This is a genomic window from Brevibacillus sp. HD3.3A, from assembly GCF_013284375.2.
In the GTDB taxonomy this organism is placed as follows: Bacteria; Bacillota; Bacilli; order Brevibacillales; family Brevibacillaceae; genus Brevibacillus; species Brevibacillus parabrevis.
The window spans coordinates 916,693-941,884 of record NZ_CP085874.1 but is presented as its reverse complement, the minus strand read 5'-3'; the positions used below and the strand labels follow the sequence as shown (position 1 = coordinate 941,884).

Sequence of the window (25,192 nt, the reverse complement as noted above, 5' to 3'; positions counted from 1 at the left end):
GAAAAAAGTATGACCATGACCGCAAGCAGCGTCATGGTCCCTGTTTGACGAGCGATACGGGCGATACCGGCATGATCGGCAACAAAATAGTAAAGGTGCTGCCTTCCCCCGGCACACTTTCCACGCGACACACGCCATCGTGCAGCTCTACCAGCTCTTTGACGATGGCAAGTCCAAGCCCTGTACCTTTATTGTTTTTGGAGCGACCGCGATCCACCTTGAAAAATCGCTCCCAAATCCGGTCGAGATCGTCCGCAGCAATCCCCATCCCCGTATCCTGCACCTGGATGCGCATCCATTGCTCCTGCAGCCCGGCGGTCATCCGGATTTCGCCAGCCGTAGTGAATTTCAGCGCATTTTTCACGAGGTTCTTCAAAATTTGCGCGACCCGATCCTTGTCCGCGTAGATGCGCGGCAGCTCCGCTTCGGCCTCGACTACCAGTTGAAGCCCTTTTTCTTCCGCCTCTTGCCGGAATGAAAAAGCTACGCGGTTCATGACCTCTGCCACATCGACCGGGAACTTGGCGAGATTGACCTCGTTGTTCTCCAGCTTCATCAAATCCATCAAGTCGTCGACCAGACGATTCACCTGCATCGTCTCCGAGTACATGACGGCGTAATACTTTTGCCGCGCTTCCTCATCTTCTACCAGTCCGTCCTGCAATGCCTCCAAAAATCCTTGCATCGCCGTCAGCGGCGTGCGCAGCTCATGCGACACATTGGCGAGAAAGTCGTTGCGCACCTGTTCCAGATGGTGCCGCTCCTGTTCGACCTTTTCCAGCTTTTCCGCCATCGTGTTGATCGTGTGAGCCAAATCGCCGATTTCATCGTGCGTATCGACCTGGACGCGCTCTGCGTAATTGCCCCTGCCGATCTCCGCAGCCGTCCGCTCAATCGTGCGCAACGGGCGGGAAATCGACCAGGACAAGTAGGAAACCATCGCCGTAGACAGCACAACGCCGAACAGCGTAGCCCATAAAATCGACTCGCGCATTTGCCCGAACGTTTTCTCGATCCCTTCGATTGGAGCATGCAGGATGATTCCCCCGTACACCTGCTCCCCCTCGCCCCACGGCACAGAGACTGAGAGCATCGGGTCCTCCAGTCCTTCGATTTTCAATTCCGTGACCGCATTTTTGCCTTTCAGCACGTTGTCTGCGATGGAGACAGCGACCGACTTTCCGGTGAAAACTTCGTCCTTCATCGAAGTCGCGACAATTTTCCCCTCTTTGTTGAACAGCCATATCCGGGTGTCAAACGATTCGTCGAGCATCGCCAGCTTGTCCAGCAACTCCTTGTTCACCCGATTGCTGTCGTGAATCGCGACGTTGACCTTTTTCGCCATCCGCAGCAATTCTTCTTCCTTGGAATTGTAAATGTACTCCCTCGCAAAAAAGGAGAGCAGGATGCCGGAAATGCCCAGTCCGACAAGCACAGTAGCCAAAAAGCTGAACAGCAGACGGCGGAAAATGCTTTTGGAAGTGCCCAGCATCAGCTCTCCACCCCAAACTTGTAGCCGATCCCCCAGACTGTGTGGATGCACTCATACGGGAGATTTTCCAGCCGTTGTCTGATCTTTTTGATATGAACGTCGATGGTGCGGACGTCTCCGAAATAATCGAAGCCCCACACTTGTTCGAGAAGTTGCTCGCGCGACCATACGCTGCCTGGCGATTTGACCAGCTGCACGAGCAAATCAAATTCCTTCGGGCGAAAGCTGACCTTTTCTCCCGCGACGATGACCTCCCGCTTGTCCAGGTCAATCGTCAACTGCTCAAAGCTGAAAATGCGCGGCGCATCCTCCTCGACCTTCGGCTTTGGCTGCAGGCGGCGCATGATCGCCCTGATTCGCGCCACCAGTTCGCGCGGACTGAACGGCTTGGTCACATAGTCGTCCGCTCCCAGCTCCAGACCGAGCACACGGTCAAATTCCTCATCTTTTGCCGTCAGCATAATAATCGGCGTATCCCATTTTTTGCGAATTTCCCGACACGCCTCAAAACCGTCCATTTGCGGCATCATGACATCCAGAATCAAAACATCGGGTTGTTCCGTCTCTACAAGGGCAAGAGCTTCCCGTCCATCCTTGGCGACGACAAGCTCGAACTGTTGTTTTTCAAAATAAAGGCGAATGATTTCGCGTACATTTGGATCGTCATCAGCTACGAGGACCTTCATTTGGGCCATGGCTAACAACCTCCTTTCCTTTGAACGGCATAGGAAAAAAGTGCCGTTGCAGACGCTACAGCTTTTTCCCATGGTAACACAGATCATCCTCGTTGTGGACGGATAGAAGTCCTAACTGTCCGGGAATAGCAGGAAGTGAACAAGCGACAAAAAACGCGCCAGACCCTTTTGCAAGGCGGCGCGTCGTCTTTTCTTCATCTGATCGATCGGCAAAGCAAAGCCTACACCTTGCCCAGTTTTTGCTCCAACACTTTTTGTCCGTCTTTGCGACCGGGACGCAAGCTGCCCCATAGATAGCCGATCAGCCCTCCGGCGATGGCAGGAAGCAGCCAGCCGATCCCTTCCTTGTGCAGCGGCAAATGCTCCAAAATCGGCGCGAGCGCCGCGATCTTGATGCCAGCCTGCGCAAATCCATCCAACAAACTGACCACCGTTGTGGCAATAATCGCCCCCTGGTAAACAGCGGCGTAGCCTTTGAATGATTTGTGGAAAAACGATACGAGCATCAAGACAATCGCCAGCGGATAAATCGCCATGAGTACCGGAACGGATATCGCGATCAGCTGCGTCAGCCCTACATTAGCAACAGCCGCGCTGAACACACTCAAAATGATTGCCATTGTCTTGTAGGAAACACCCGGGATATGCTGGGAGAAAAAGCGGCTGCATGCCGTCACCAGCCCGACAGAAGTCGTCAGGCAAGCGAGTGATACCGCGCCGCCGAGCAACAGATTGCCGAGCGGACCAAACAGATGCTGGACAGCGCCCGTCAAAATTTGTCCGCCATTATCGGACTGTCCCAATGAATAGCTGGTCGCCCCCATGTATCCCAGCGCTAGGTAGACAAGCCCCAAGCCGATCGCTGCAATGACAGCCGCCTTGATCGTCGACCATGTCAGCTTTTTCGGGTCAGTGATGCCCTTTTCCCTTACCGCAGCAGTGACGACGATACCGAATACCATCGCGGCCAACGCATCCAGCGTAAGATAACCTTCGACAAACCCTTTGAAAAAGGCGGTATGCTGGTAATCTCCCGTCGCCACTCCTACCTCGCCCATCGGTTGAAGGAGCGATTTGAAAAACATGATGCCAATAATGATCAGCAAAGCAGGAGTCAGAACTTTCCCAATTCGGTCTACAAGCTTGCTCGGATTCAATGCCAGCCAAAACGTGATCGCAAAATAAACAATCGTGGTCACAAGCAGCGGAAGCGGGCTTCCTTTTGCCGATTCAGACAAAAACGGCAGAACGCCCATTTCGTAAGTAACCGTACCTGTTCGCGGGATGGCCATGAATGGCCCGATCGACAAATACACAATAAACGTAAAGACGGTTGCAAACAGAGGATGAACTCTCCCTGCCAACGCTTGCAGATTGCCGCCGCCCAATCCTACGGCGATCACCCCGAGGAGCGGCAAGCCCACCCCGGTCACAATAAAGCCGAGCATGGCAATCCATACATTTTCACCCGCTGCCTGTCCAAGCGCTGGCGGGAAAATCATGTTTCCGGCTCCAAAAAACAAAGCAAACAGCATAAGTCCTACAGTAATGGTTTCTCTCTTTGTTAAATCTCTCATGTTACTCCCCACCATATTGTTGGTTTTTATAAAATTTTTATTAGTATAACTTAATTTTTCTTCATTTATCAACTGTAATTTGTTGAAAAGTAAAGAATTTTTCGTCAAAGGTGACAATTATTCCTCCCAGACCTCTTTGCGCTTGACGGCGCCTACCGCTTCCCAAATGTATAGAGAATATATGCTTCGCCACGGTTCCCAGCGTTCTCCCATGCGGCGAATTTCTTTCTCATCCGGCTTTGTATCTAGTTTATATACAAGCGAAATCCCGTTGCGCAGTCCGATATCGGCGGCGGGCAGCAAATTGGGACGGCCCATTCCGAACATCAAGAGACACTCCACTGTCCAGCGGCCAATTCCGCGCAAGGCAGTCAGATGAGCCACAACTTCCTCGTCTTCCATCGCCCACAGCCGCTCCAGCTCCACGGTTCCATCGACAATCGCACGCGCGTAGTCGATGATATACTCCGCTTTGCGCTGGCTGAACTGCAAGGGACGCAAATCTTCCACAGCGAGCCTGGCGACTGCTTCCGCGGTAGGAAAAGCGAGAAACTTCACCCCGCGCTCGTCCACGACCTCATCGCCTGCCAATGCCAGCAACCGTTGCGTCAAATTCGCCGCGAAGGTCAGATTGATTTGTTGACCGATAATCGTTTTGACCATCGACTGGAACAGATCGGAGTCGTGCATCAAGCGCAGGCCGCGAAACCGTTTGACAAGAACAGCCAGTTCAGCTTCTTCCTGCATTTGTTCATAAATCGGCAAAAGGTCGAGGTCAGCGCAAAAAACGTGACGGATCGTGCGCACCAGCTCGTCTCGTTCCTCTGCTGACAAAGCCGAAGTCGTCCCGACCTGCAAGACTGGCTGATCGATACTTCCCACAAATTGCAAGCTGGTCAAAACCGGGCGTGACCCGACCCGAAAAACGCGCCTGAGCAGATTGTTTTCTGCTTGTACTTCCAGTTGGGGATCAGGATGAGTTTGCAGCCGTTGAAAAAGTCGTTCGAAGGAGTACGGAGGCATAAGCGGGATCTGGAATGCGTGCACGAAAATAACCCCTTTCACTCAAAGGCAGATTCTTGGCTTCATCCTAACACAAAACACCCCTGAAAAGCTCCAGGGGTGTGGTTCACGCGTTGTATGCGGTTTACTTCGAGAACATTCCTTTGAGCACGAACTTCACGTTTGCCGGGCTTTCTGCCAGACGACGCATGAAGTAGCCGTACCAGTCATTTCCGTATGGCACGTATACGCGCATTTTGTAGCCTTCGCGAGCCAGGTCGATCTGGGATTGCGTGCGGATACCGTACAGCATTTGGAACTCAAACTGTGTACGCGGAATGTTGTATTCTTTTTCCAGTTGTTTGACATAAGCGATAATGTTGTCGTCGTGTGTGGCTACGGCAGCATATCCGCCATTCAGCAGGTGTTGCTTGATGATTTTTTTGTAGTTCTCATCTACATCCGGCTTGTTCGGGTAAGCGACTTCCGCGGACTCTTTGTAAGCGCCTTTTACCAGACGGAAGTTCACCTTTTTGTCTTTCAGGCTGTCGATATCATCGGAAGCCTTGTACAGGTAAGCTTGAATAACCGTTCCGACATTGTCGTATTCTTCCAGCAGCTCATTCAGGATTTCCATCGTCACATGGTTGTGTGCGTAATCTTCCATGTCGATCCGCACGAACAAGTTGCCGTTTTTCTTCGCTGCATCGAGGATGCGTCTCATGTTTGTCATGCACAGCTCGCGGCTGATATCCAGACCGAGCGAAGTCATTTTCAGCGACAGGTTGCAATCGACACCGGATTGGTGAATCGCTTCCAATGTTTTGATGCAGTAGTCAGCTGACTCGTTTGCTTCTTCCAGGCTGAAAACAAATTCACCCAAGTGGTCGAGTGTGCAAACAAGACCTTGCTGGTTCAACTTGCGTACAGCAGCGATTGCTTCTGCAATCGTGACACCGGATACAAAACGGCTGGCCCCGAAGCGCAGACCCCATTTTTTCGCAGCCGCATTCATCGCTTTATTTTTGGATAAGAATAAGAAAAAATCCTTCATAGCTTGTTCCATCGTTGACTGTCTCCTCCTCAACGTACTCTGCATCATTTGTACTAGCATAAACCGTGCCAACACAGCCTGGTTCCGTGATATCTTGACTTTGCCAATCATGATGGAGCACGACTGCTGTACATACACTTCAACACATATGTACATTTCGTGTCTATTCTTGTACACTTCTGATTAGTTACAATTACTGACGGGTAAGGGCTAAGCAGATGACCAGTCCCTTTTACCTGTTAGTGTGGATAGGAAGTGACGATTTGAAACCTCTATTCTCACTGGATAGTGTTGTCTCGGACTTGGCAATTCCAGTCAATCCTCTTGATATTAAAATACGCGAAGGCGAAAAGGAGGGTGTATGGCGCGACGGCGAGCGTGATGTAGCGGTGATTTGTGTTCCCGCGACCGCGACGCTTGCCCAGTGTCTGGAACATATCCGCCTGGCACTCGCCACTACTCCCACGCCCACATTGGTCACGGTCGATAGGGAACGACGGGCAACAGGCATTGTTTTGCCGAATCAATTGCTGGCCGCCTTTGTCAATTTGACGCAAAACCAGTCTGTCCTGCTCAGCACCTTGATGGACACGATGAGCGAAGCCATTACGATCGTCGACTCCAACAATATCGTCCAGTATTGGAACCGGGCCGCTGAAACCATTTACGAGATCGACCGGGATCAAGTGCTTGGCACCTCGCTTGACGAGCACTTTGCCAGCGAGTCCATCCGCCTTTTGGACGCCTTGCGCCAGGGCACGTCTGTTCAACGGGTGTACCATATTCCTCGCCCGGACAGCCACGTCCTGATCAATGCCGCACCGATTCGCCAGGATGGGCAGATCATCGGGGCGATCTCAATTGAACAGGATATTACCGAGCTTGTCCGGCTGAATGAGGAGCTGGCGCACACGACCGCCCACCTGCACAACTTGCAGCAGGAAATGAGCCGATTTCAGGCGGCGGATGATCCTTTTTACGTGATTAAAGGGCATTCCGCTTCCATTCAGGCCGCCATCAGCTCTGCGAAAAAGGTCGCCCAAACCGACGCCACCGTGCTGATTTACGGCGAAAGCGGCGTGGGCAAAGAGCTGTTTGCCAAAGCGATTCACCAAGCCAGCAGACGGCGGGAGAAGCCTTTTGTCGCCATCAACTGCGGAGCGATTCCGGCAGCGCTGTTTGAAAGCGAGCTGTTCGGCTACCAGGGGGGCGCTTTTACCGGAGCGGAGAAAAAAGGCAAGCCAGGCAAGCTGGAGCTGGCCCATGGCGGCACGCTTTTCCTCGACGAAATCGGGGAGCTTCCGCTGGAGCTGCAAGTCAAGCTGCTCCGCGCCCTGCAAGAGCGGCAATTTTACCGCGTAGGGGGAACCGAGCCGATCACCGTCAACACCCGCATCGTAGCAGCAACCAACCGCCAACTGGAACAGATGGTGTCAGACGGCCGTTTTCGCGAAGACTTGTATTATCGGCTCAACGTCTTTTCGCTGGAAATTCCCCCGCTGCGCGCCAGACGCGAAGATTTGCCGGAGCTTGTCCAAATCTTCATCCACGAGTATTCTGTCGTGCATGAGCAAGCCGTGCCGCGCATCGCGTCAGAGGTGATGCAGGCTTTGTTCGACTATAGCTGGCCAGGCAATATTCGGCAGTTGCGGAATGTCATTGAACGTCTGTCGATCCTGCAAGAAAACGGCGTCATCTCCCCGGAGCATTTGCCAAGCGCGATTCGCTCCCAGCATGAAGAGATTCCTCCCGCTGCTTTTGCGTCCATAAACAGTACGTACAGCGCCCCGGCAGCAACGCGTCCTGTGCACGTCCCGGCAAATCCGTTGGCGATGCATCATCCCCCCGGACAGACGGAAAAAGAGCGCGTGATCGCGGCTCTGGAACGCACGTACGGAAACAAAAAGGCGGCAGCCGAGCTGCTCGGCATCTCACGGGGCACCCTTTACAATAAGATGAAGAAATACGGTCTTGATGAGGAGTCGTTCAGATGGAATTGATCTCATGGCAGGATGACCAGCTTGCAGTTCGTTACGGCGGGGAAAGCGTTGTTCTTTTGCCAAAAGAATACACCTTGCTGAAATACATGTACAGCTGGAAAAACCGGACCTTCAGCCGGGAAAATTTGCTCGACGCCGTATGGCCGCTGGAAAATCCGACAGACCGGACGATTGACGACCACATTTATCGGCTGCGCAAAAAGCTGCAAAAATGGTCCCATCTATTCACCATCGACACAGTGCGAGGGGTAGGCTACCGCCTGACATGGAAGCAGCATCAGCCGCCGCCCCAGCTCCATGCTTTGAACGAAAATTTTTCCGATCACATCCGGCAAATGCTGTCCACCTACCATGGAATGGGGATGGGCGCAGCCCTACAGACTCTCGCAGCCAATCAAGAAATTCTCGGATTTCAGCTGGACCCTTTTTACGCCATGTACATCCGCTTTGTCGTCGGGGATTTTGCCTGGTTTATCGAGGATACGGATTCACCGATGAGCGAAAAGCTGTTTTATTTGTTTCACCTCTACCACATGACGGAAATGGATCGGCGCAAAACGATCCATGTGTTTCAGGAGGTAGTGAAAAGACAAGCGGAGATGCCGGAAATATTTCGCGACGAAATACAAATCAACGCCGTCGCCCTCTACATCCAGGCGGGTGAAGAACAGCTTGCCAGAGAGCAGGCGGTCCGCGCGCGAAAAATCGTGGAACAAATGGATTCGGAAAGCTTCACGCTTTTTTTGTTGGCTGAGGAAGCGTGGCTGGAGCTTTTGTCCGATTCAGTTGAGATAGCCGAGAGCAAGCTGGCGAGAGCTTCTGTCATTTTGCAAAAGGTTCCGATGCAACGGGAGCTGGGCAGCTTCAAAGTGCTGCAAGGCTTCTGCCAATATCACCGTCAAGAGACAGCTCAAGCGAGGCGGCTGGTCGATGAAGGTATCGAAGTCATCCGGTCCACCCAATTTGTCCCGCACCTGATTTACGCCGTACACAACATTCTGCTGTTTTTCCGCCGCTTCCCCTGCGATGCCAAATGGGAGAGCCGCTATCAGAAAATGTGGGACGATTTATCCTCGCAATACCAATTCGAGCAGTTGAAAAAGTCGATCATCCACAAACTGTCCGTCCGCTTTTGATAATCCTCTGACAAATCCCTTTTATCATCAAATCAGCACGATGCGATGGAGGGATTTTTTTGTTACAGAAAAACAAGGCGTTTCGGACACTGCTTACTGCGTACGGTCTTTCCACGCTGGGAGACTGGTTCGATTTTATTGCTGTCGCCATTTTTTTGGGCTACGTCTGGGAGGCCGATCCGATGACGATGGCTCTCTTGCCGATTGCGTATGCTGCTCCCGGTATTGTGCTCGGACAATTTGCTGGAGTGCTGGCTGATCGGGTGCACAAAGTCCGGATGATCATGACGGCCAACATGGTTCAGGCCAGCCTCACCTTGCTTTTGCTCGCCATGCCTGACCCGCTGTCGTTTCTGCTCGTCATCGCCCTGCGCTCCTGCGCTTCCGTCTTCAACGATCCTGCCCACCAGACATTGACGCGGCAAATTGTTTCTCCTGAACATCTGCTGCGGGCAGCTTCCTTGAACGGAGGCATTTATCAAACCGCCAAGCTGATCGGGCCGTTGATCGGCGGGACGATCGCCGCAATCCTGACACCCGCGATTTGTCTCATGATCAACGCCGCCAGCTATGTCGTCTCTACCTTGCTCATGCTGACGATTCGCAATGTGGAGAGACGCCTTCCCAAATCCGCCTCGGACTCGGGAGAAAAAGCCGTTTCGCTTCGCGTCGCCTGGCAGGAAGGCTGGGCTGTCTTTTTGCAAAATCGGGTCTTGCTCGTAAGCGCGCTTTTTTCGCTGCTCGCCATGATGGCGATTCAATTGGCAGACGCGCAGCTTCCTGTCATCTTCCGCGAAAAGGTGCCGAATCGTCCGGAGATCGTCGGCTACTCGGTCAGTGTCATCGGACTCGGTGCGCTTTTGACGATCACATGGCTGCATCGGCGGGGCCAGATTCGCTCGTACGGCTGGGTGCTTGGCGGCGGCGTTCTGCTGATTGGCATCTGCTTTTCCTGGATCGGCCTCTTCCAGCCAGGGTCGGCCATCTACTGGCTGCTGCTGGCTTCGTTGCTCGCCGGCATCGGGACAGGGTTGACTTCCGTAGGGCTGAACTACCTCATTCAAAAAGAAACGCCCATACACGCGCTCGGACGCGTACGGGGCATTATTGATTCGCTTTCCAGCGTGACATTTATCGTCGCACCGCTCATGGGCGGCGGTTTGATGACCTGGCTCGGTCCGGCGAAAAGCTTTTTATGGATAGGCTTGCTCGTCGCAGCTGTCGGGGGAATTGCCATTGTGCTGCAACGCTGGATTTGGGGAAATCGGGCAGCAAATTCTTCTCCTGCCTCTTCTCGACAAGCGGGATAACTTCGTTTAGGCCCTGACCGTCTAGCTTTCGCTGGCAGCCCGGGCCGTTCTTTTTTACCGGAAACAGCCATGTCCCGGCGTAAACGGACTAATGACCGTCGTCAGCAAAATAATCATCGCAAACCCGTTCGTATCTTGCCGTTGATCCTTTGCCAGCAACAACAGGTTCAAAGAGGTCGGCATCCCGAATATCAGGATCATCACCGCTCTCTCTACTGGATTCTCGCTCATCCACATGGCGAGCGGCCAGGCGATCAGGACAGACAAGACCAGCCAAACCGAAGTAACCGACATTCGCCAAAGTAGCAGCGAGCACATTCCATTTTAGCATGTCATCCCGCCAGCCCAGTCGTCCGGCCACCAGCCTCAACAGCCCGTATACGAGCAGCGTCGTCATGAAAAAATGCAGAACAATGACAGCCAGCGATTGCACTGACACTTCCGAGTGAACAAATGACTGAAAGATCAGGGATCGGAATGAGGTAGTAACGAATGGAAAGCCGTTGTCAATTGCAAAAAAAAATTGGTCCCGCTGACCAATTCACGAAATGAGTTATTCGATTTTCACTTTTCGGCGCTCCTCAATCTGCCTGTGCAAAATGTATTTGCGCAAATTGTGGAAATGTCGCGCGTTGATCCCTTTGATCGTGCAGCCGTAAAAATAATGCGGCGCTTCAATCCGCTCATGAATAATTTGCAACTCGGAGATTACGACCCCATCCGGTCTGTTGCGCCCGTACAACTCAAAGGAAAAGACAAGCGCCTGCTCGACGGGAACAGGTTTGTCCGCCCGAAATGCCAGTCCGCCCAGGCTCAGGTTCACCAAATACACCATTTGGCTGTATACGGAAAAAAACGAATCCGGCTCTTGGGTCGGATATTGAATCCAGCCCTTCACTTCCATATCGAAGCGGGGATAGCGCCTGCGTTGCTCGCGAAACTCGCTGGCCGTTGGCGAATGGAACAAAAACAGCCGATTTTTGTCCCGCGCCACGACGACTGCTTCAAAGTTGCTGATGGTTTCATAATCAGCGGTCAACAGACATGGAATCTGATCACCGACCGTCACATCCAAGTGTTGGGGGAAGACCGCTTCGATTAAATCTCCTTCTTCGTATGTCACGTGGCCTTCCACCAATTGATTCCCTTTTCTAATTTGTATAATGCTTTCCATCTACGTTCTCCACCACTTCGTACAAAAATTTACTAGGTTTTCCGGAATCTTTCCCTGGATGCTTTTCGCGGAAAATAAGGTATAATGGGAACATTGACAGATAGGAGGTTACAAACCGATGAATCGTTATCAAATGGTAACACTGGCTTTGGCATTTTGCGTAACCGCCTGTCTCATCGGAGTTGGCATTTCCATCGGGGAAAAAAGCCCCCTCGGTATCCTTGGTTGTATCGTTGTTGCCTTCTCATTGATGGGATTTGGCTTTTCGTACAAGCGCAAGCATATGCGCTAACCTCTTCTCCGTTATCGCCGTACAAGCAGGCTGTTCACGTAAAACAGGACAGAAGGCAGTCCTTTTGCCTGTTTCAGCAGCTGTCTAGCGATGGTATATATGTGTGGCTGGCTGCGGTTTACTTTGCGATCTGCCAGATAAAATGCGACCAACCCGTCCACGATCATACGGTGAAATGCAGGATTTGGCAAGCGTTTAACGCTTGCCTTTGCTTGTTTTATGAAAAACTGCAAGCGCTCCGTCGCTACCCGCTCGGATTCGTAATAGCTGACAAAATTCAAATCTCCGCCCAGTCTGTCTTCTTCCAGATCGATCAAGTAATCAAGCAAAATATGTAATCCGCAGAGCCAAGGAAAATACGCTTCGCTGACCGCCTCGATTGTTTCCTCGTTTACCTTTTCATCTGTCGCCAGGCAAAACAAAGCGAAAATCCCGATCGTCGAGCCAGTGACCGCCGCAAATTCTTGCCATTGCAAATAGCTGAAGCGTTCCTTGTGATCGTCCCACCAATCGAGCAACGCCTTCTCACGCAAATGCTGCGCGATATGTTTGTGCACCTGCAAATCGCTGTACAGACAGGAGAAGGTCAGTACCTTGGATTGAATTTTGCTGTAAGCAGGCAGTTTGGCCGCATATCGTTGACAGGTTTGCACCAAGTCCGCCAAAAAGCCGCCATCATTCTTGTCTTCCCGATATAAATAGTAGTCCCGCAGAGGCGCGCCAGGCGTCAATGCATCCTGCATGGAATAATGCAGCTGACGAAAGTCCTCGGGGTCTAGTGACGTGCTTCGATCACACAAATTGTCCAAGTAGTCGCTGATCGTCTGATAAGCTACGATCAACGGCACAATCGTCTCCACGTAAGGAATGACCTGTGCGGCGTACACACATCCACCCTGACAGTGAAACTTTTTGGAGTTCATGCTGTCTTGCGCCTGTTTTCCCAGCTCAGGATTCGGAATGGCCTGCGCTTTTCGGTACCAAGCCGCAAACTCCCGCTCCAGAACAGGTTGAACGTGACGATAGACCCGGTATAGTAACTGCCATGGATTGCGTAGTTCGCTCACATGCTTCCCTCCCCAAACAACAATAGAAATATCTTACCACATTTGCATCCTCACTCCAAAAGTCACCCTTGCCATATCCTCGTCTTCTTTTTGCTTTTCTATGAAGGGAATGGATGAACTTTTTTTGTCTGAAAGCAAACGGAGGAAGCATGACAGCGCGAACTGACAATGCAGCAGCTTAACGCACAAAAGCACAGCGCTTTGAGCGACCCTCTTTTTCTAAATAGATAGACAATTGCGTCAGGCAATCCGCCTGCCTACTCTTCCACTCACCTACGTTGCCTTTCCTATTTTACTATATTTTTCAATGGGAATTTGCAGTTTTTTTAGTCAAGTGTTACAATTCTTTCCATTCTCTCGCCACAATAACAAAAAACCCTCTCTGGCGCTTGGCTTCGGCTTGAAGCAGTGTGCGCACCTGAGAGGGTTTGCTTTATTAATCTTCCTCGTGACGAACGATTTTCGTCCACCCGTCTACTTGTTCCACCCGGCGCTCTTTCATGAGCTTGCCAAGCGCACGTTTGAAGCTGGATTTGCTCATCTGGAACTTTTCGCGGATGATGTCCGGTTCGGTACTGTCTGTATAAGGCATGGCTCCGTCCCGATTGATCAAATAGCGCAGCAGCTTGTCGGCATCTTCGCCGTACTGCACTTCTTTGCGTTCCTTCATGGAACCGTTCAGCCTGCCGTCTTCGCGCACATAACTGATGCGGCTGGTCACAGTCTGGCCCAAACGGAGTCGGCCAACCATCTCATCGCGGTGAATGAACAAAATATGCTCGTCCTCCGTCAGCAAAAACGCGCCTGCCGCTATGACTTTGTAGACCGTACCTTCCACCTGCTTGTTCAGCATCTCTGCTCCTGCCATGGCGGCAATTTTGGTTACTTCATTTTCTGTCACAGGCTTGGCAAGCAGACGTCCGAGCTTGTCCTGTTTCAACGTAACGAGAATCTGATCCCGCGGGCGCGGCCACTCATCGCTCAGCTTGGGCAGGTCGTCGACGAACAGAAGCAAATCTTTTTTGATCCCGTTATCGAGGAAAACTCCCATGCGCGGGGAAATGTCCACAACTTCCAGCCAGCCATACTCGCCCATGCCGACATACGGCATATCCATCGTCGCGGCCAATCGATTCTCGTGGTCGTGGTACAAAAACACTTCCACCTCATCGTCCAAATGCAACCGTTCGTGCGCTTCCTTTTCGTGCAGGAAAACTTCGTCGTCGCCCGCGCGAAGGAAATAGCCGATCTCGGTCTTTCGCGCCACCTTCATTTCCAGTGTCATGCCCGCCTGCAAATTGCCAGTAGCAGCAGTAGCAACCTTCTGCGGCTCGCGTTTTGTCTTTTTGTACATGCTTCTTTCTTCCTCACTCTCTTCCTATATGCACACTAACTATACCCATCCCGGCCAGGAAAATACCACTACTTTTTTCTCGCGAGAACAAAGCTTCCGCCTAAAAAAAGGCAAGTCTCGTCTTCGCGAACATACATATGACAGTAAGACCCGGCTTGTACCCCGGTTTCATTTTGCCAACAGACAGGAGTGACCGCTATCCATGCTCGTACTTCTTGAACATATTTTTCTCGGGATTGTTCAAGGCTTGACTGAATTTTTGCCGATCTCCAGCACAGGCCACCTCGTCTTGTTCCGAAAGCTGTTTGGCATGCAGGAGGTCGGGCTGCTTTTTGACACGATGCTCCATTTCGGCACGCTGATCGCTGTCGTCATCGTGTTTTGGCCGCAAATCCGCTATATCGTCTTGAACCCGTTGTCCAAGCTGACCAAGCTGCTCGTGGTCGGAACGATCCCGACTGCGGCGATTGGCCTGTTGTTCGAGGACTATTTTGAAGAAATTTCCCGCAGCGGAATCACCATCGGCTGGGAGTTTCTCGCGACAGGGGCGATTCTTTGGGCTGTAGAGTCCATGCGGCGCGGTCAGCGAAAGTTTGACGACATCAGCTATGCGGATGCCTTGATCATCGGCACTCTGCAAGGAGCGGCGATTCTTCCCGCCATCTCCCGTTCCGGACTGACGATAGCCGGAGCGCTCATGCGCGGGATTGATCGGGCTGACGCTGCCCGCTTTTCCTTTTTGATTTCCTTGCCAGCCATCCTCGGGGCATGTGTGCTGCAAACAGCCAAGCTGGCGGCGGCGCCACTCCATACCGCCCTCCTGATCCCGATGCTCGTCGGAACAATCTGCGCCGGACTAGCCGGGTACGTCGCCATTCGCTGGATGCTGAAAATCATCAGCACAGGCTCGATGAAAGGCTTTGCCGTTTACGTCTGGGTACTGGGGGCACTGATTTTGGCGATGCAATATCTCGGCTGGTGAAGCCAAAAGGAAAAAAGCCGGCTGCGCCATAGCCGGCTTTTTATCTGCTCTCTTCCTTGTCAGGATAACGACTGGCGATCAGTTTGCCTACCAAAAGAATAATCCCGTAAAAAGCGGTCGCCAAAAGGGAAGTTGCCAGCCACGTAGCTGTTCCCAAGGCGAGATAAAGCAGCGCATGAGCGATAAAAATACCCACAAGCCATACCAGGATGTTCATCCTGTTCAAAAACGTCATCAAGCCGCGCAAGTGTCTTTGCACCTCCACCAATCCATTTACTACTGTTATAGCCGATGGAGGGAGGTTTTATCCCCTGATCTCTGTACCAGATCAAGGAGCCGGCACGATCACGGCAAATCCGGCCCGTTCCAATATTTCCGCCAGAACAGGAAGTGGCGTGTCTGCCACTTCCCGGTACATTTTCGGAGTGTGCAGATGTCCGGCGTGCGGGAAGTCTTCGGATAAGCTCGCCCGCAATTTTTTTCCGCTGTCATCTTCATCTGTAAACAAATACACTTCTTCCGCCGATTCTGCCTGGGCCAGAAGCTGTTCGCCTTTCTCCTGACTGTAGGAGCCAAACGTGCAAAAGATGGTCACAGGCTCGGCCAGTACGCGAAGCAATCGCTCCTTGTCTGTCTTCCCCTCCACGATGATGACACACTTCCCCATGCCATCCCCTCCTTTATCACTCAAGCATTTTCTTTCTATAGTATACCTTGCGCCTTTAGGAAAGACAGTCGCCCTGCGGGAAAATGTGGGGCGAGTAGTTATGCCGCAAGCTAGACATCGTAAATAAAGAAGCCACGCCATGAAGGGGGAACACGCGATGTCCAAATTCAAAAGCGCGAAAAACTTGAACCAAAAAGGATTGGCTGTCAGCGGACTGACCAGCAGCACGGTGGCGGATGATACGCATACCGAAAGCAACCAAGGCTCTTCCCAGCAACACAATCAGCACAATCGCGAAGACAACACCACACAAGGGTAACGGTGTAACGGCTTCTTCCACAGAAGCCGTTTTTCCATGCGTCCACGTTTGCCAAAAAAAGCACACCCGCTGGCTCCTTTACTTTCCTGCTCCGCCTTGCTACGCTAAGATCAAAACTTTCTGATTACGGAGCGATTACTTGTGGACCCATCGGCATCATTATGGAAGAATCCGTCTTTTTTGAAGCTGTGGCTGGCGCAATTGACTGCGAACATCGGCGACCAATGCTACAGTTTTGCTTTGCTCTGGTACTTGCTGCAAGCGACCAAGTCAGGGACGGCGCTCAGCTTGCTGGCCATACCGGAAATGGTGGCCGGACTGCTTTTTTACCTGATCGGCGGCGTGCTGGCTGATCGGTACAATCCGCGCCTGCTGATGGTCGGGGCCGACGTCGCCCGTATTTTTGTGGCGATCGGAGTTGGCATCATGGCCGCCATGGGCATCGAGCAGTTTTCCTTTTTTCTGGTCGCGCAATTTTTACTCGGCTTGTTCTCCAGCCTGTTTCAACCAGCCCGCACTGTCGCGCTGAAAACCGTCGTGTCACTCGAACAGCTTGGACGCGCGAATGCCATCCTGGACACGACTTTTCGCACCGTTCGGATCGCAGCGCCGATGACAATCGGACTTATCGCTTCCATCGTTCCGCTTTCCGCTCTGTTTTTTGTCAACGCTACGAGCTACTTGCTGTCTGTCGTTTTCTTGTATGCGATTCGCGTCTCTTTGACCGATACGCGGAACGGTCCGGCTGCCAAAATGACTCCCGGACAGTATGTGCGCGATATTGCCACAGGCGTGCGAGAGTTGAAAAAAAGCCGGATGTTGTTCCTGATTTTGCTGTTTAGCAACATGGGCTTTCTCGTCTGGCAAGTTTGCTACAGCGTCGGCTTTCCTTTTCTGGCCGAGCGCATGCAACAAGGCAACGGCAGTACGCTCGCGATGCTGATGGGCTTTTACGGGGTGGGCAATCTGCTCGGCAGCCTCTACATGTCCCGTGCGTACTACACGAAGTACCTGCTTGTCATCATGATCGGCTGGACGTTGCAAGCTGGCGGGTTCATGCTGCTCGCCGCTGGCGGGGCGATGCACTGGGTCGCTTTTCTCGGAGCCGCAGTAGCCGGGGTCGGCGGACCGTTTATCGGCATCCCGACCGTCACGGCCATTCAGGTCAAGGCCGGAGCGAGTACAGGGAAAATTTTCTCGATCAACATGCTTTTCTTTACCTTTTTCTCCATGCTGTCCAGCAGTCTTGGGGCCATATGGCTTGGCAGCTGGCCCGTTGAGCAACTGTTTTTCGCGAGCAGCCTGTTCCTCGTCGTCATGTCTGCTGCAGGCTTTGCCATCATCAAACGAACATCCCGTGAGCAACACCAATCCGCTTCGCTATGAATGCGCGATTGGTGTTTTTCTTTGTGAAAAAACAATTGCATTTCCAATTTTCACGTCATATAATCTGACATAAATAAAAATCATGTTAGATTATCTAACACAAAAAAGGAGTGGAATGAATGGAACCGACTCTCACTGAACTCTCGTCCGCCATTGATGCCACATGGGTCATGATCTCAGCCATCCTCGTCATTCTCATGCAGGTAGGTTTCGCCCTGCTTGAGGCTGGCTCGACCCGGATGAAAAACGCAGGCCATGTGGCAGGCAAAACCGTCCTCACCTTCGGCATTTGCTCCCTTGCTTTTTGGGCATTCGGCTTTGGCCTGACTTTTGGAGACGGCAATTCTTTTATCGGTCTAACGGGCTTCTTCTTCGACGGCTTGCAAAAAGACGCCTTCTCCGCTTTTTCCGCCGCTTCGGTTCCCATTTCCATTCTCTTTCTGTTTCAACTAGCCTTCGCCGCGGTTTCGCTGGCAATCGCCTGGGGCGGTTTCGCCGAACGAGCCAAGCTGTCCGTTTACTTTATTTTCAGCGTCTTGTTTACCGTCCTCATCTATCCGGTCGTCGGTCACTGGGTATGGGGCGGAGGCTGGCTCGCACAGCTCGGGATGCAAGACTTCGCTGGCTCGACGGTTGTCCATCTGCAAGGAGCCATCGTCGCGCTCGTCGCTACCGTGCTGTTGAAGCCGCGCATCGGCAAGTACAATCGCGACGGCAGCTCCAATCTGATCCCCGGCCATAACCAGGTTTACTCCGTGCTCGGCGTCCTGTTTCTGTGGATCGGCTGGTTCGGCTTCAATGCCGGCTCCACGCTGGGCAGCACTTCCGGATTTTTCGGTTACATCGCCGTCACTACCAATCTCGCTACCGCCGCAGGTGCAGTAGCCGCGCTCGCCATCTCGTGGATCGTCATGGGCAAAGCCGACATCCCGAGCATGCTGAACGGCGTGCTGGCTGCTCTCGTCGCCATTACAGCTTCTTGCGCCTTCGTCGATCCTTGGGCTGCTGTTGTCATCGGAGCTGTGTCAGGTATTCTTACATTTTATACATCCATCTGGTTTGATCGCCTGGGCGTTGACGATCCGGTCTTTGCCTTCTCCGTTCACGGTGTGGCAGGAATTTGGGGAACTTTGTCCACTGGTTTGTTTGCGACGCCGGAGCTTGCTGAAAAAGTCGGCGTCGGCGGTGCCGGACTGTTTTACGGCGGAGGCTTGCACCAATTGGGCGTACAGGCGCTCGGCCTCGCCGGTTCCATGGCTTACGTCTTTGTGGTAGCTTATGTGATTTTGTCTGTTTTGAAAGCGACAATCGGGCTTCGAGTCACAGAAGAAGAAGAGGTGGTTGGTCTTGACCTTAGCGAACACGGGGGATATGGTTATCCCGAACTACTGCAACCTGAGCGCATGCGCCCGGCAGCATCCCACCAAAGCAGCACCTCTCACACTCTCACCTGAGCAAATCGAGCGGATTAGACAGGTTAATTCATTTGCTGAGCTTGCGCTGATTCGGCATGAATTGTTGGACCCGTCTCCTATGCGCGACTTGAACCGGGCTGGCGAGATGGCTCCCTTTTCCATTGTCGTCAATTTGATTCACGACAACCTGATTCGCCAAGGCGTTCTGCTCGCTGTCGATTCCTTGGCGAAAAGGGGGCTTGGCACCCCGCCTGTGCCGTTTGCCTTTTTGCAATTCGGCAGCGGCGGGCGGTTCGAGCAAGCCATCATCAGCGATCAGGACAACGGGCTTGTCTACGATCTTCCTGATCACCTCAACGAACAAGAGATTGAGGCCGTTCACGGCTATTTTCAACTGCTGGCAGCCGCTGTCGTCTCCGGTTTGGAGGAAGCGGGCTATCCGCCTTGCCAGGGCAACGTAACATGCCTTTCCCCCAGATGGCGCGGCAGTGTCGCTCAATGGGTCGACCAGTTGGACCGCTGGATCTCGCATCCCGTCTGGGAAAATGCTCGCTATCTGCTTCTGGCAAGCGACGTGCGCGTGCTGTACGGGGAATCCGCTATTTTCACCCCGGTATTGGATCGATTCAGGCAGCTTTTGGCTGGCAATACGTTTTTGTTGGATCGGCTGGTCAGCAACACGTTGCACTACCGGGTGCCGCTTGGTCTGTTCGGGCGCGTCCTGCCTGAAGTCACTGGCCGTTTTCGCGGAGCCGTCAACATCAAATACGGCATCTATTTGCCGATCGTCAACTGCGTGCGGCATTTCGCCCTGGCGCACGGCATCTTCGCCAGCTCGACGCTGGAGAGGCTGGGCCAACTGGCGGAAAAAGGCGTGTGGAGCAAAAGTTTTTGCGACGAAGTAGCGGCACATTTTCGGCTGATCCAGGGACTGCGCCTGATCGCCTTTCTCCATTGGGAGGACGGTCTGTATACGAGCAACAGCTACATCAAGCTGAACAAACTTTCCCCCGATTCAGCCGTATCGATGCGCGAGGCGATGAAGCTGGCTATCCGCCTGCAAAAAATGACGGCCAAACTCCCGTCCAGCTTCAAAGGATAGGGGGGAGACGCGCTTGGCAAAATGGGATTTCATCGGCCGCCTGTGGAACATGAATCGCGGCATGACAGGCGTACCGGGCGACTGGAAGTGGGGGCTTGGCGAGGACGACAAGCAGCATCAAGCGTACTTGCGCTCCATCTCCAAGGAAGCCAGGCGTGTCGATTCCAGCGAAAACATACCGCTTGCCGATTTGGAGGTAGTGGTGGTCGATCTGGAAACGACGGGCTTTTACCCGGACCACGGAGACGCGATCATCTCGATTGGCGCGGTCGCCATGCGCGGCGAGAAGCTGCTGCTTGGAGATTCGTTTTACACGCTCGTCAATCCCGGGCGGACGATCCCGCCGCACGTCAGCTCGCTGACCGGAATCTCCGACGAAATGACCGCAGACGCCCCCGAGCTTCTGGAGGCGTTGTCGCGGTTTTTCCGCTTCGTCGGAGATCGTCCGCTCGTCGCCCATCACTCTCGCCACGAACGCGAATTTTTCCGGTCGGCCCTGTGGAAAACGAGTCGGCGTCCGTTGACACACCGGATGCTGGACACGATGCTGCTCATTCGCCTGTTGAGCAACCCGATCGGCAACGGATCGCTGGATGCCCTCTGCGCCCTGCACGACATCCCGATCTCCCGCAGGCACCATGCCTATTGTGACGCCGTAGCTTGCGGGACGCTCTGGGCGACGTATTTGACAAAAGCACAAAAAGCCGGATACACGAGTCTCCGGGAGGTATATGAAGCTTTGCGCTAGAATGTGACTTTTATCGTTTGGATCTCAAAGGAGACGGTTCCCATGTTGCACATCAGAGACGCTGTTTTGGGCGATTTGCCTTCCATGCTACGCATCTACAATCATGCGATCACTCACCTGGTCGCGACATTCGACTTGGAGCCACAGACCATTGCCCAGCGCGAAGTCTGGTTTCACAAGCACAACAAAAACCATCCTTTGATCGTCGCCGAATGGGAGCAAGAAGTCGTCGGCTACTGCTGCCTTTCCACTTTTCGCGAAAAACCCGCTTACAACAAAACGGTCGAGCTGTCCGTCTACATCGATGCAGAACAGCGAGGACGCGGCATCGGAACGGCCCTGCTGAGTGAAATCTTGCAGCGGGCAGAACAACTGGGCTACCATACCGTCATTAGCGGAATTGTCGGCGGCAATGAATCGAGCGTCAAACTGCATGAAAAATTCGGCTTCACGCTTGCCGGAAGGTTTCAAGAAGTAGGCTTCAAATTCGGCGAGTGGCACGATGTTTATTTTTACCAGCTGCTGCTTGGGCAAGAACATTCCTCGCTCAGTCGTTAACAGGCTCGAAACAAGAAAAAGGAAGCTTGCGAGAGCTTCCTTTTTTCACGCTTATCTACGCTACGGCTACGGAGCTTGCGGGGCCTGCGCCACATCTGCTTCGACGGCATTGGTCATCGCCAGCAACGCCTCATACGTGACTGGCAAAAGCGACTCGGCGATGCCAGCGGCGGTATAGACGACAGGGAAGCGCCGCAGCGAAGTGTCCACGATTACAGGCACTTCTTGCTCCAACGCAAAGGGACAGACAGCCCCGACACGATAGCCCGTCACCTTTTCGACTTCCTCCATGGAAGCCATTTTCGCTTTTCCCGAACCGAGCGCAGCTTTCACCTGCTTCGGGTGTATCTTGACATCGCCTGCCGCAACAAAAAGCGCAAACTGGTCGCCGGAGCGAAACAGGATCGACTTGGCGATTTGTCCTACCTCGCTGCCCAACGCTGCTGCGGCCGCTTCCGATGTAGGAAGAGGCTGTTCATACACAATCGGCTCCAGTTGCGGATCGTACCGTTTGACAAATGCGCGAACTCTCTCCAAGGGGCTTGTCTCTTGCATGCCTGCTCTCCTCCTTGCACACTACTCTTCCAGCACGTACACATCGTCACCGCAGGATACCGTGCCTGTCTCCACCACGGAAGCGTATACTCCGAAGTGATTGTCGTGGCGCTTCACGCATGCCTTCAATACTTCCGGGGTCCTCTGCAGCGTATCCGGGTCAATGTTTACGTACACACAACGCACGCAATGCATCGTTACTTGCAGCGTAACATCGTTGATTTTCAATTTTTTTCCTATCCATTTATCTTCTGCAAACGGCTCGTCGTCATCCAGCACAACGATCAGATTGCCGCGAAAGCGTCTCGGGTCAACCCATTCGCTGCCGATCTGGCGGGCAATCTCGCGCAAGGAAGCGTCTGTCACCAGCAAAATATGTTCTTCCCAGTCCTGCTTGCCCTCCGAAGGAATGCTGCGCAAAGGCGTAACGGGCCGTTTGGCGGTGTCCGCTACATGGGAAAAAAGCGATTCCCCCCACTCGTGAACGCTGCCGTCGCTCGCTACGACTCGCACCTGCGGATACTCTTCCTCGCTCTGTTTTGCCTCCATGGTTGCAGAATAGCCAATAAGAGCTGGAACTTTGTCTGCGCCCAAAAATTTTCCGGGCCGTGTATCATCCCAAAAGCGATACACGCGATCCCCGTACAGCCCAAAAGCATCGATCTCGGTTGATGTAAGTAGTTCCCCGCGCATTGCCTTCACAGGATGGCGATAGATGCTTTGCAATGCTCCTACCTTTTTCATGCAACCCTCTCCCTCTCTATCTAGCCTTTGATAAACGAGTTGCGTACCCTGCCCCAAAAGGTCAGGCGCTTGTAGCGCGCGAATTTCACTTTGCCCTGGCCCACGCGGCAAGTAATGGAACGAACGCCTGTCCACACGCCTTGTTCGCGATCCAGCCCGATCATGATCTCCGGGTTCATGACAATCAGCTCTACTTCATGATGCTTGGGCAAAACAAGCGAGCTGTTGATCGTCCGGTATGCCTGGTTGTTGATCGAGGCGATCTCCGAAAGCTGAATGGCCTCAATCGACGGATGCACAATCGCCCCGTCTACAGCCTTGTTGTATGCCGTGCTGCCTGACGGCGAAGAGACGATCAAGCCGTCTCCGCGAAACGTCTCCAGCTCATCGCCGTTAATGTAGACGCAAGCAACCAGCGTCGACAAAGACGCATTGCGCAAGACAACCTCATTCAGCGCCCATTTGTCGTATTGCTTGCCATCAGCGGTTTCAATCCGGCATTGGACGGTCGGATACTCCGAAATCGCCGGCTGGGCGTGCAGCAACCTGTCGACAAATTCGTCCAGCTCCTCCGGCCGCCAGTCTGCATAAAATCCGAGGTGGCCTGTATGAATCCCGACGTAAGCCGGCTCCATCCCGTATTGGTGAACGGCTTCCAGCAGTGTTCCATCTCCGCCGATCGAGAGCACCATATCCGGCTCCTCATCGGTTCCATTCACAAAAGTATACGAGCTGCCAGCCTCCTTCAGCTTTTCCTTCAGCAAATGCTCTACTTCCCGTGTATAATCGTCATTTCGCAGTACAGTCGCAATCTTCATGCTGGTCTGCCCTCACTTTTATCCTTCGAAGCGGTCAAGTACGCTTGTTTGTTGATCTCACTATACCACATGAAAAAAGGAGATGCATGGAAACCGAAATGGATTTTACCAGCGCTCTTCCTGGAACGATCCCGCGCGAAATTCCCCCGGAAAAGAAAAAGCGGGCCTCATGTAAGGCCCACCCGTCATCCAAGGCGATTTTCCAGTTCTTTCACGATTGCCTCCGCCTTGCGAATCCATCTCGGGTCAATGTCGGCATCCTTGTCGATCGGCTGCTGAAACTGGTTCATCACTGCCGAAGCGACAGGCGCGTAGTAGCCGATATCTTCTTCCACTCCTGTGTTGTACACATGACGCAAAACAAACGGCTCGCCAAGCTCCAGCCACGCATCCGGGCTGTCCAGCTCCCCTTGCAAAACTTTTACAGGCAAGCGAAGGTAGACCATGTTTTGATCATCCAGCGTCCGGTCAAAAAAGCCTTGCTCATAGTCCCAGTTAGCCAGCGTAAAATGCGGCTCAAGCGACTCGCGAAAGTAGCCGAACGTCGCCTTCGTTCCGGGGAGACTGCTCTGTATTTTTTTCATCTGGTAATCCTCCTGCCTTCGTCACATTTTATGGATAGTGTGCGACAAAAGGGCAGGTTGTACTCGCACAGCCGTGCTCTTCAAACGCACAACAAGCCCCGCTGCCAATCATCCGCTGGCAAAGAGGCTTGCATGCTCCCGATTTTAGAGCAGGGCGATCGTAAGCAATGTAAACAAAGCGAGTGGAATGATTCTTTTGCCTCTGCGGCAAGGACGACGGCGCCTTCTTTTCGGCACGACAACCGCAGCCGGAGGAACTGGCGGTGGCGGTGGTGGCGGCGGAAACGGATACCATGGCTGCGGCGGGAAAGGCGGATAAGGGCTCATGTACGGGTTGAATCCGCCGTACGGACTAAAGAATGGATTGCCGTCCGGGAACGGCTGCATCTGGCCATACGGAAAGCTCGGGCTGCCGAACGGGCTGACTTGACCAAACGGCTGACTCGGACTGCCAAACGGACTCACTTGGCCGTACGGTTGGCTCGGACTGCCAAATGGTCTCATCTGGCCGTACGGTTGACTCGGGCTGCCGAACGGACTCACTTGGCCAAACGGTTGACCCGGACTGCCAAACGGAGCCATTTGACCATACGGTTGACCCGGGCTGCCAAACGGACTCACCTGACCATACGGTTGACCTGGACTGCCAAACGGAGTCATCGGAGCGTAAGGATAGCAGTCATCGGCGTACGGACTGACTTGCCCCCCTGGAGGTCGCCGATTTGGCTGGCTGCTGCTGCTAAACGGACTGACATCGCCGTACGGCTGATAGCCGCCGTAGGGAAGATACCCTCCGTAAGGATTCCAATCTTGATGCATTCCCCAGTCGCCGGGCGATTTCCGGCTGGCTACCTCTTCGATTTCATATTCATAGTCGTTTTCTTCCGCATCCGGGTCGTCCACTTCAACGTATACATTCTGATCGTCAAAATCCACGATCACGCCTTCAAAAATCTGGCCGTCTATCGCTTCAATGCGCACTTTTTTCTCGACGTGTTCTTTGCATATGTTGTGCACATTTTCGCGCATATCCTTGATCAGACTGACCGTCTGGACGTCAGCCTGGTACAGGTTTTTTTCATCCTGCATGGAAACTCCTCCCCTTCTGGTGCTCTTTATTACCATATACATGTGCCCATGGGGAGGTGTTCCGGTTTGCAG

At 53.1% G+C, this 25,192-nt stretch carries 27 protein-coding genes; 11 read left to right on the top strand and 16 right to left on the bottom strand.

Annotated features, from left to right (window positions below):
* Positions 1-31: 31 nt before the first annotated feature.
* The 5 genes from HP435_RS04800 to HP435_RS04780 form a co-directional block, all read right to left on the bottom strand.
* Positions 32-1,492 (bottom strand): sensor histidine kinase, encoded by a 1,461-nt coding sequence (locus HP435_RS04800; protein ID WP_173597112.1) that lies wholly within the window; start codon positions 1,490-1,492, stop codon positions 32-34.
* Positions 1,492-2,187 carry a response regulator transcription factor gene (locus tag HP435_RS04795; protein ID WP_063230467.1) on the bottom strand — a complete coding sequence of 232 codons (696 nt, stop codon included), beginning with the start codon at positions 2,185-2,187 and terminating at the stop codon, positions 1,492-1,494. Before HP435_RS04795 ends, HP435_RS04800 begins: the two co-directional genes overlap by 1 nt.
* Before the next feature lie 221 nt (positions 2,188-2,408).
* Positions 2,409-3,764, bottom strand: coding sequence for a branched-chain amino acid transport system II carrier protein (gene brnQ / locus HP435_RS04790; RefSeq protein ID WP_173597113.1), 1,356 nt, complete (start codon positions 3,762-3,764; stop codon positions 2,409-2,411).
* A gap of 117 nt (positions 3,765-3,881) precedes the next feature.
* The gene (locus HP435_RS04785; protein WP_122966221.1) at positions 3,882-4,811 is read right to left on the bottom strand and encodes a DNA-3-methyladenine glycosylase family protein; all 930 of its coding nucleotides are present in this window, start codon (positions 4,809-4,811) and stop codon (positions 3,882-3,884) included.
* Between the two features lie 100 nt (positions 4,812-4,911).
* Positions 4,912-5,832 carry a proline dehydrogenase family protein gene (locus HP435_RS04780; protein WP_063230470.1) on the bottom strand — a complete coding sequence of 307 codons (921 nt, stop codon included), beginning with the start codon at positions 5,830-5,832 and terminating at the stop codon, positions 4,912-4,914.
* A gap of 251 nt (positions 5,833-6,083) precedes the next feature.
* Between HP435_RS04780 and HP435_RS04775 the strand changes: the two genes are divergently transcribed.
* Genes HP435_RS04775 through HP435_RS04765 form a run of 3 tightly spaced genes read left to right on the top strand, consistent with a single transcriptional unit; the run spans position 6,084 to position 10,266 of the window.
* Positions 6,084-7,820 (top strand): sigma-54 interaction domain-containing protein, encoded by a 1,737-nt coding sequence (locus HP435_RS04775; RefSeq protein ID WP_173598658.1) that lies wholly within the window; start codon positions 6,084-6,086, stop codon positions 7,818-7,820.
* Positions 7,811-8,956: a winged helix-turn-helix domain-containing protein gene (locus tag HP435_RS04770; protein ID WP_173598659.1), complete on the top strand. Its 1,146-nt coding sequence runs from the start codon at positions 7,811-7,813 to the stop codon at positions 8,954-8,956. The genes HP435_RS04775 and HP435_RS04770 overlap by 10 nt, the downstream gene beginning before the upstream one ends.
* Before the next feature lie 59 nt (positions 8,957-9,015).
* Complete coding sequence (locus HP435_RS04765; RefSeq protein ID WP_122966224.1) at positions 9,016-10,266, top strand: MFS transporter; 1,251 nt, start codon at positions 9,016-9,018, stop codon at positions 10,264-10,266.
* A gap of 54 nt (positions 10,267-10,320) precedes the next feature.
* Here HP435_RS04765 and HP435_RS04760 read toward each other — a convergent pair whose 3' ends face one another.
* The gene (locus HP435_RS04760; protein WP_173598660.1) at positions 10,321-10,560 is read right to left on the bottom strand and encodes an AEC family transporter; all 240 of its coding nucleotides are present in this window, start codon (positions 10,558-10,560) and stop codon (positions 10,321-10,323) included.
* A gap of 259 nt (positions 10,561-10,819) precedes the next feature.
* Entirely contained in the window at positions 10,820-11,440 is a 621-nt protein-coding gene (locus HP435_RS04755) for a PilZ domain-containing protein (RefSeq protein ID WP_063230480.1), read from the bottom strand.
* A gap of 118 nt (positions 11,441-11,558) precedes the next feature.
* Here HP435_RS04755 and HP435_RS04750 point away from each other — a divergent pair, with 118 nt between their 5' ends.
* Positions 11,559-11,732, top strand: coding sequence for a DUF5325 family protein (locus HP435_RS04750; RefSeq protein WP_005830013.1), 174 nt, complete (start codon positions 11,559-11,561; stop codon positions 11,730-11,732).
* An 11-nt stretch (positions 11,733-11,743) separates the two neighbouring features.
* On the opposite strand, the gene HP435_RS04745 is transcribed toward HP435_RS04750, so the two are convergent.
* Together HP435_RS04745 and HP435_RS04740 are read right to left on the bottom strand one after the other, a co-directional pair.
* The gene (locus HP435_RS04745) at positions 11,744-12,799 is read right to left on the bottom strand and encodes a tetraprenyl-beta-curcumene synthase family protein (protein WP_173598661.1); all 1,056 of its coding nucleotides are present in this window, start codon (positions 12,797-12,799) and stop codon (positions 11,744-11,746) included.
* Positions 12,800-13,235: 436 nt separating this feature from the next.
* Positions 13,236-14,153 (bottom strand): CvfB family protein, encoded by a 918-nt coding sequence (locus HP435_RS04740; protein ID WP_122966227.1) that lies wholly within the window; start codon positions 14,151-14,153, stop codon positions 13,236-13,238.
* 202 nt (positions 14,154-14,355) lie between these two features.
* Between HP435_RS04740 and HP435_RS04735 the strand changes: the two genes are divergently transcribed.
* Positions 14,356-15,135, top strand: a complete 780-nt coding sequence (locus HP435_RS04735; protein ID WP_063230485.1) for an undecaprenyl-diphosphate phosphatase — start codon at positions 14,356-14,358, stop codon at positions 15,133-15,135.
* A gap of 40 nt (positions 15,136-15,175) precedes the next feature.
* On the opposite strand, the gene HP435_RS04730 is transcribed toward HP435_RS04735, so the two are convergent.
* Together HP435_RS04730 and HP435_RS04725 are read right to left on the bottom strand one after the other, a co-directional pair.
* Positions 15,176-15,394: a hypothetical protein gene (locus HP435_RS04730; protein WP_229049826.1), complete on the bottom strand. Its 219-nt coding sequence runs from the start codon at positions 15,392-15,394 to the stop codon at positions 15,176-15,178.
* Positions 15,395-15,463: 69 nt separating this feature from the next.
* Positions 15,464-15,802 (bottom strand): toprim domain-containing protein, encoded by a 339-nt coding sequence (locus HP435_RS04725; protein ID WP_122966229.1) that lies wholly within the window; start codon positions 15,800-15,802, stop codon positions 15,464-15,466.
* Positions 15,803-15,959: 157 nt separating this feature from the next.
* On the opposite strand from HP435_RS04725, the gene HP435_RS04720 reads away from it, so the two are divergent.
* The 6 genes from HP435_RS04720 (at position 15,960) to HP435_RS04695 (ending at position 21,330) form a co-directional block, all read left to right on the top strand.
* The gene (locus tag HP435_RS04720) at positions 15,960-16,121 is read left to right on the top strand and encodes a hypothetical protein (RefSeq protein WP_167470374.1); all 162 of its coding nucleotides are present in this window, start codon (positions 15,960-15,962) and stop codon (positions 16,119-16,121) included.
* 141 nt (positions 16,122-16,262) lie between these two features.
* Positions 16,263-17,507 carry an MFS transporter gene (locus HP435_RS04715; protein ID WP_122966230.1) on the top strand — a complete coding sequence of 415 codons (1,245 nt, stop codon included), beginning with the start codon at positions 16,263-16,265 and terminating at the stop codon, positions 17,505-17,507.
* Between the two features lie 119 nt (positions 17,508-17,626).
* Positions 17,627-18,961, top strand: coding sequence for an ammonium transporter (locus tag HP435_RS04710; protein WP_122966231.1), 1,335 nt, complete (start codon positions 17,627-17,629; stop codon positions 18,959-18,961).
* Positions 18,962-19,040: 79 nt separating this feature from the next.
* On the top strand, positions 19,041-20,024 hold the full coding sequence (locus HP435_RS04705; RefSeq protein ID WP_217022511.1) for a DUF294 nucleotidyltransferase-like domain-containing protein: 984 nt from the start codon (positions 19,041-19,043) through the stop codon (positions 20,022-20,024).
* A 13-nt stretch (positions 20,025-20,037) separates the two neighbouring features.
* On the top strand, positions 20,038-20,772 hold the full coding sequence (locus HP435_RS04700) for an exonuclease domain-containing protein (protein WP_122966233.1): 735 nt from the start codon (positions 20,038-20,040) through the stop codon (positions 20,770-20,772).
* A gap of 42 nt (positions 20,773-20,814) precedes the next feature.
* Positions 20,815-21,330, top strand: coding sequence for a GNAT family N-acetyltransferase (locus HP435_RS04695; protein WP_173598662.1), 516 nt, complete (start codon positions 20,815-20,817; stop codon positions 21,328-21,330).
* Between the two features lie 66 nt (positions 21,331-21,396).
* Here the strand turns inward: HP435_RS04695 and HP435_RS04690 are convergent, their stop codons facing one another.
* The 5 genes from HP435_RS04690 to HP435_RS04670 all read right to left on the bottom strand — a co-directional run bounded on the left by HP435_RS04690 (position 21,397) and on the right by HP435_RS04670 (position 25,120).
* Complete coding sequence (locus HP435_RS04690) at positions 21,397-21,885, bottom strand: YbaK/EbsC family protein (protein ID WP_173597118.1); 489 nt, start codon at positions 21,883-21,885, stop codon at positions 21,397-21,399.
* A gap of 21 nt (positions 21,886-21,906) precedes the next feature.
* Positions 21,907-22,629: an MOSC domain-containing protein gene (locus tag HP435_RS04685; RefSeq protein ID WP_122966236.1), complete on the bottom strand. Its 723-nt coding sequence runs from the start codon at positions 22,627-22,629 to the stop codon at positions 21,907-21,909.
* Positions 22,630-22,649: 20 nt separating this feature from the next.
* Positions 22,650-23,447, bottom strand: coding sequence for an NAD kinase (locus tag HP435_RS04680; RefSeq protein WP_173598663.1), 798 nt, complete (start codon positions 23,445-23,447; stop codon positions 22,650-22,652).
* Positions 23,448-23,632: 185 nt separating this feature from the next.
* A complete protein-coding gene (locus HP435_RS04675; protein ID WP_173597119.1) occupies positions 23,633-24,031 on the bottom strand; it encodes a YugN family protein in 399 nt (132 codons plus the stop codon).
* Between the two features lie 144 nt (positions 24,032-24,175).
* Positions 24,176-25,120: an LSm family protein gene (locus tag HP435_RS04670; RefSeq protein WP_173598664.1), complete on the bottom strand. Its 945-nt coding sequence runs from the start codon at positions 25,118-25,120 to the stop codon at positions 24,176-24,178.
* Positions 25,121-25,192: the final 72 nt, after the last annotated feature.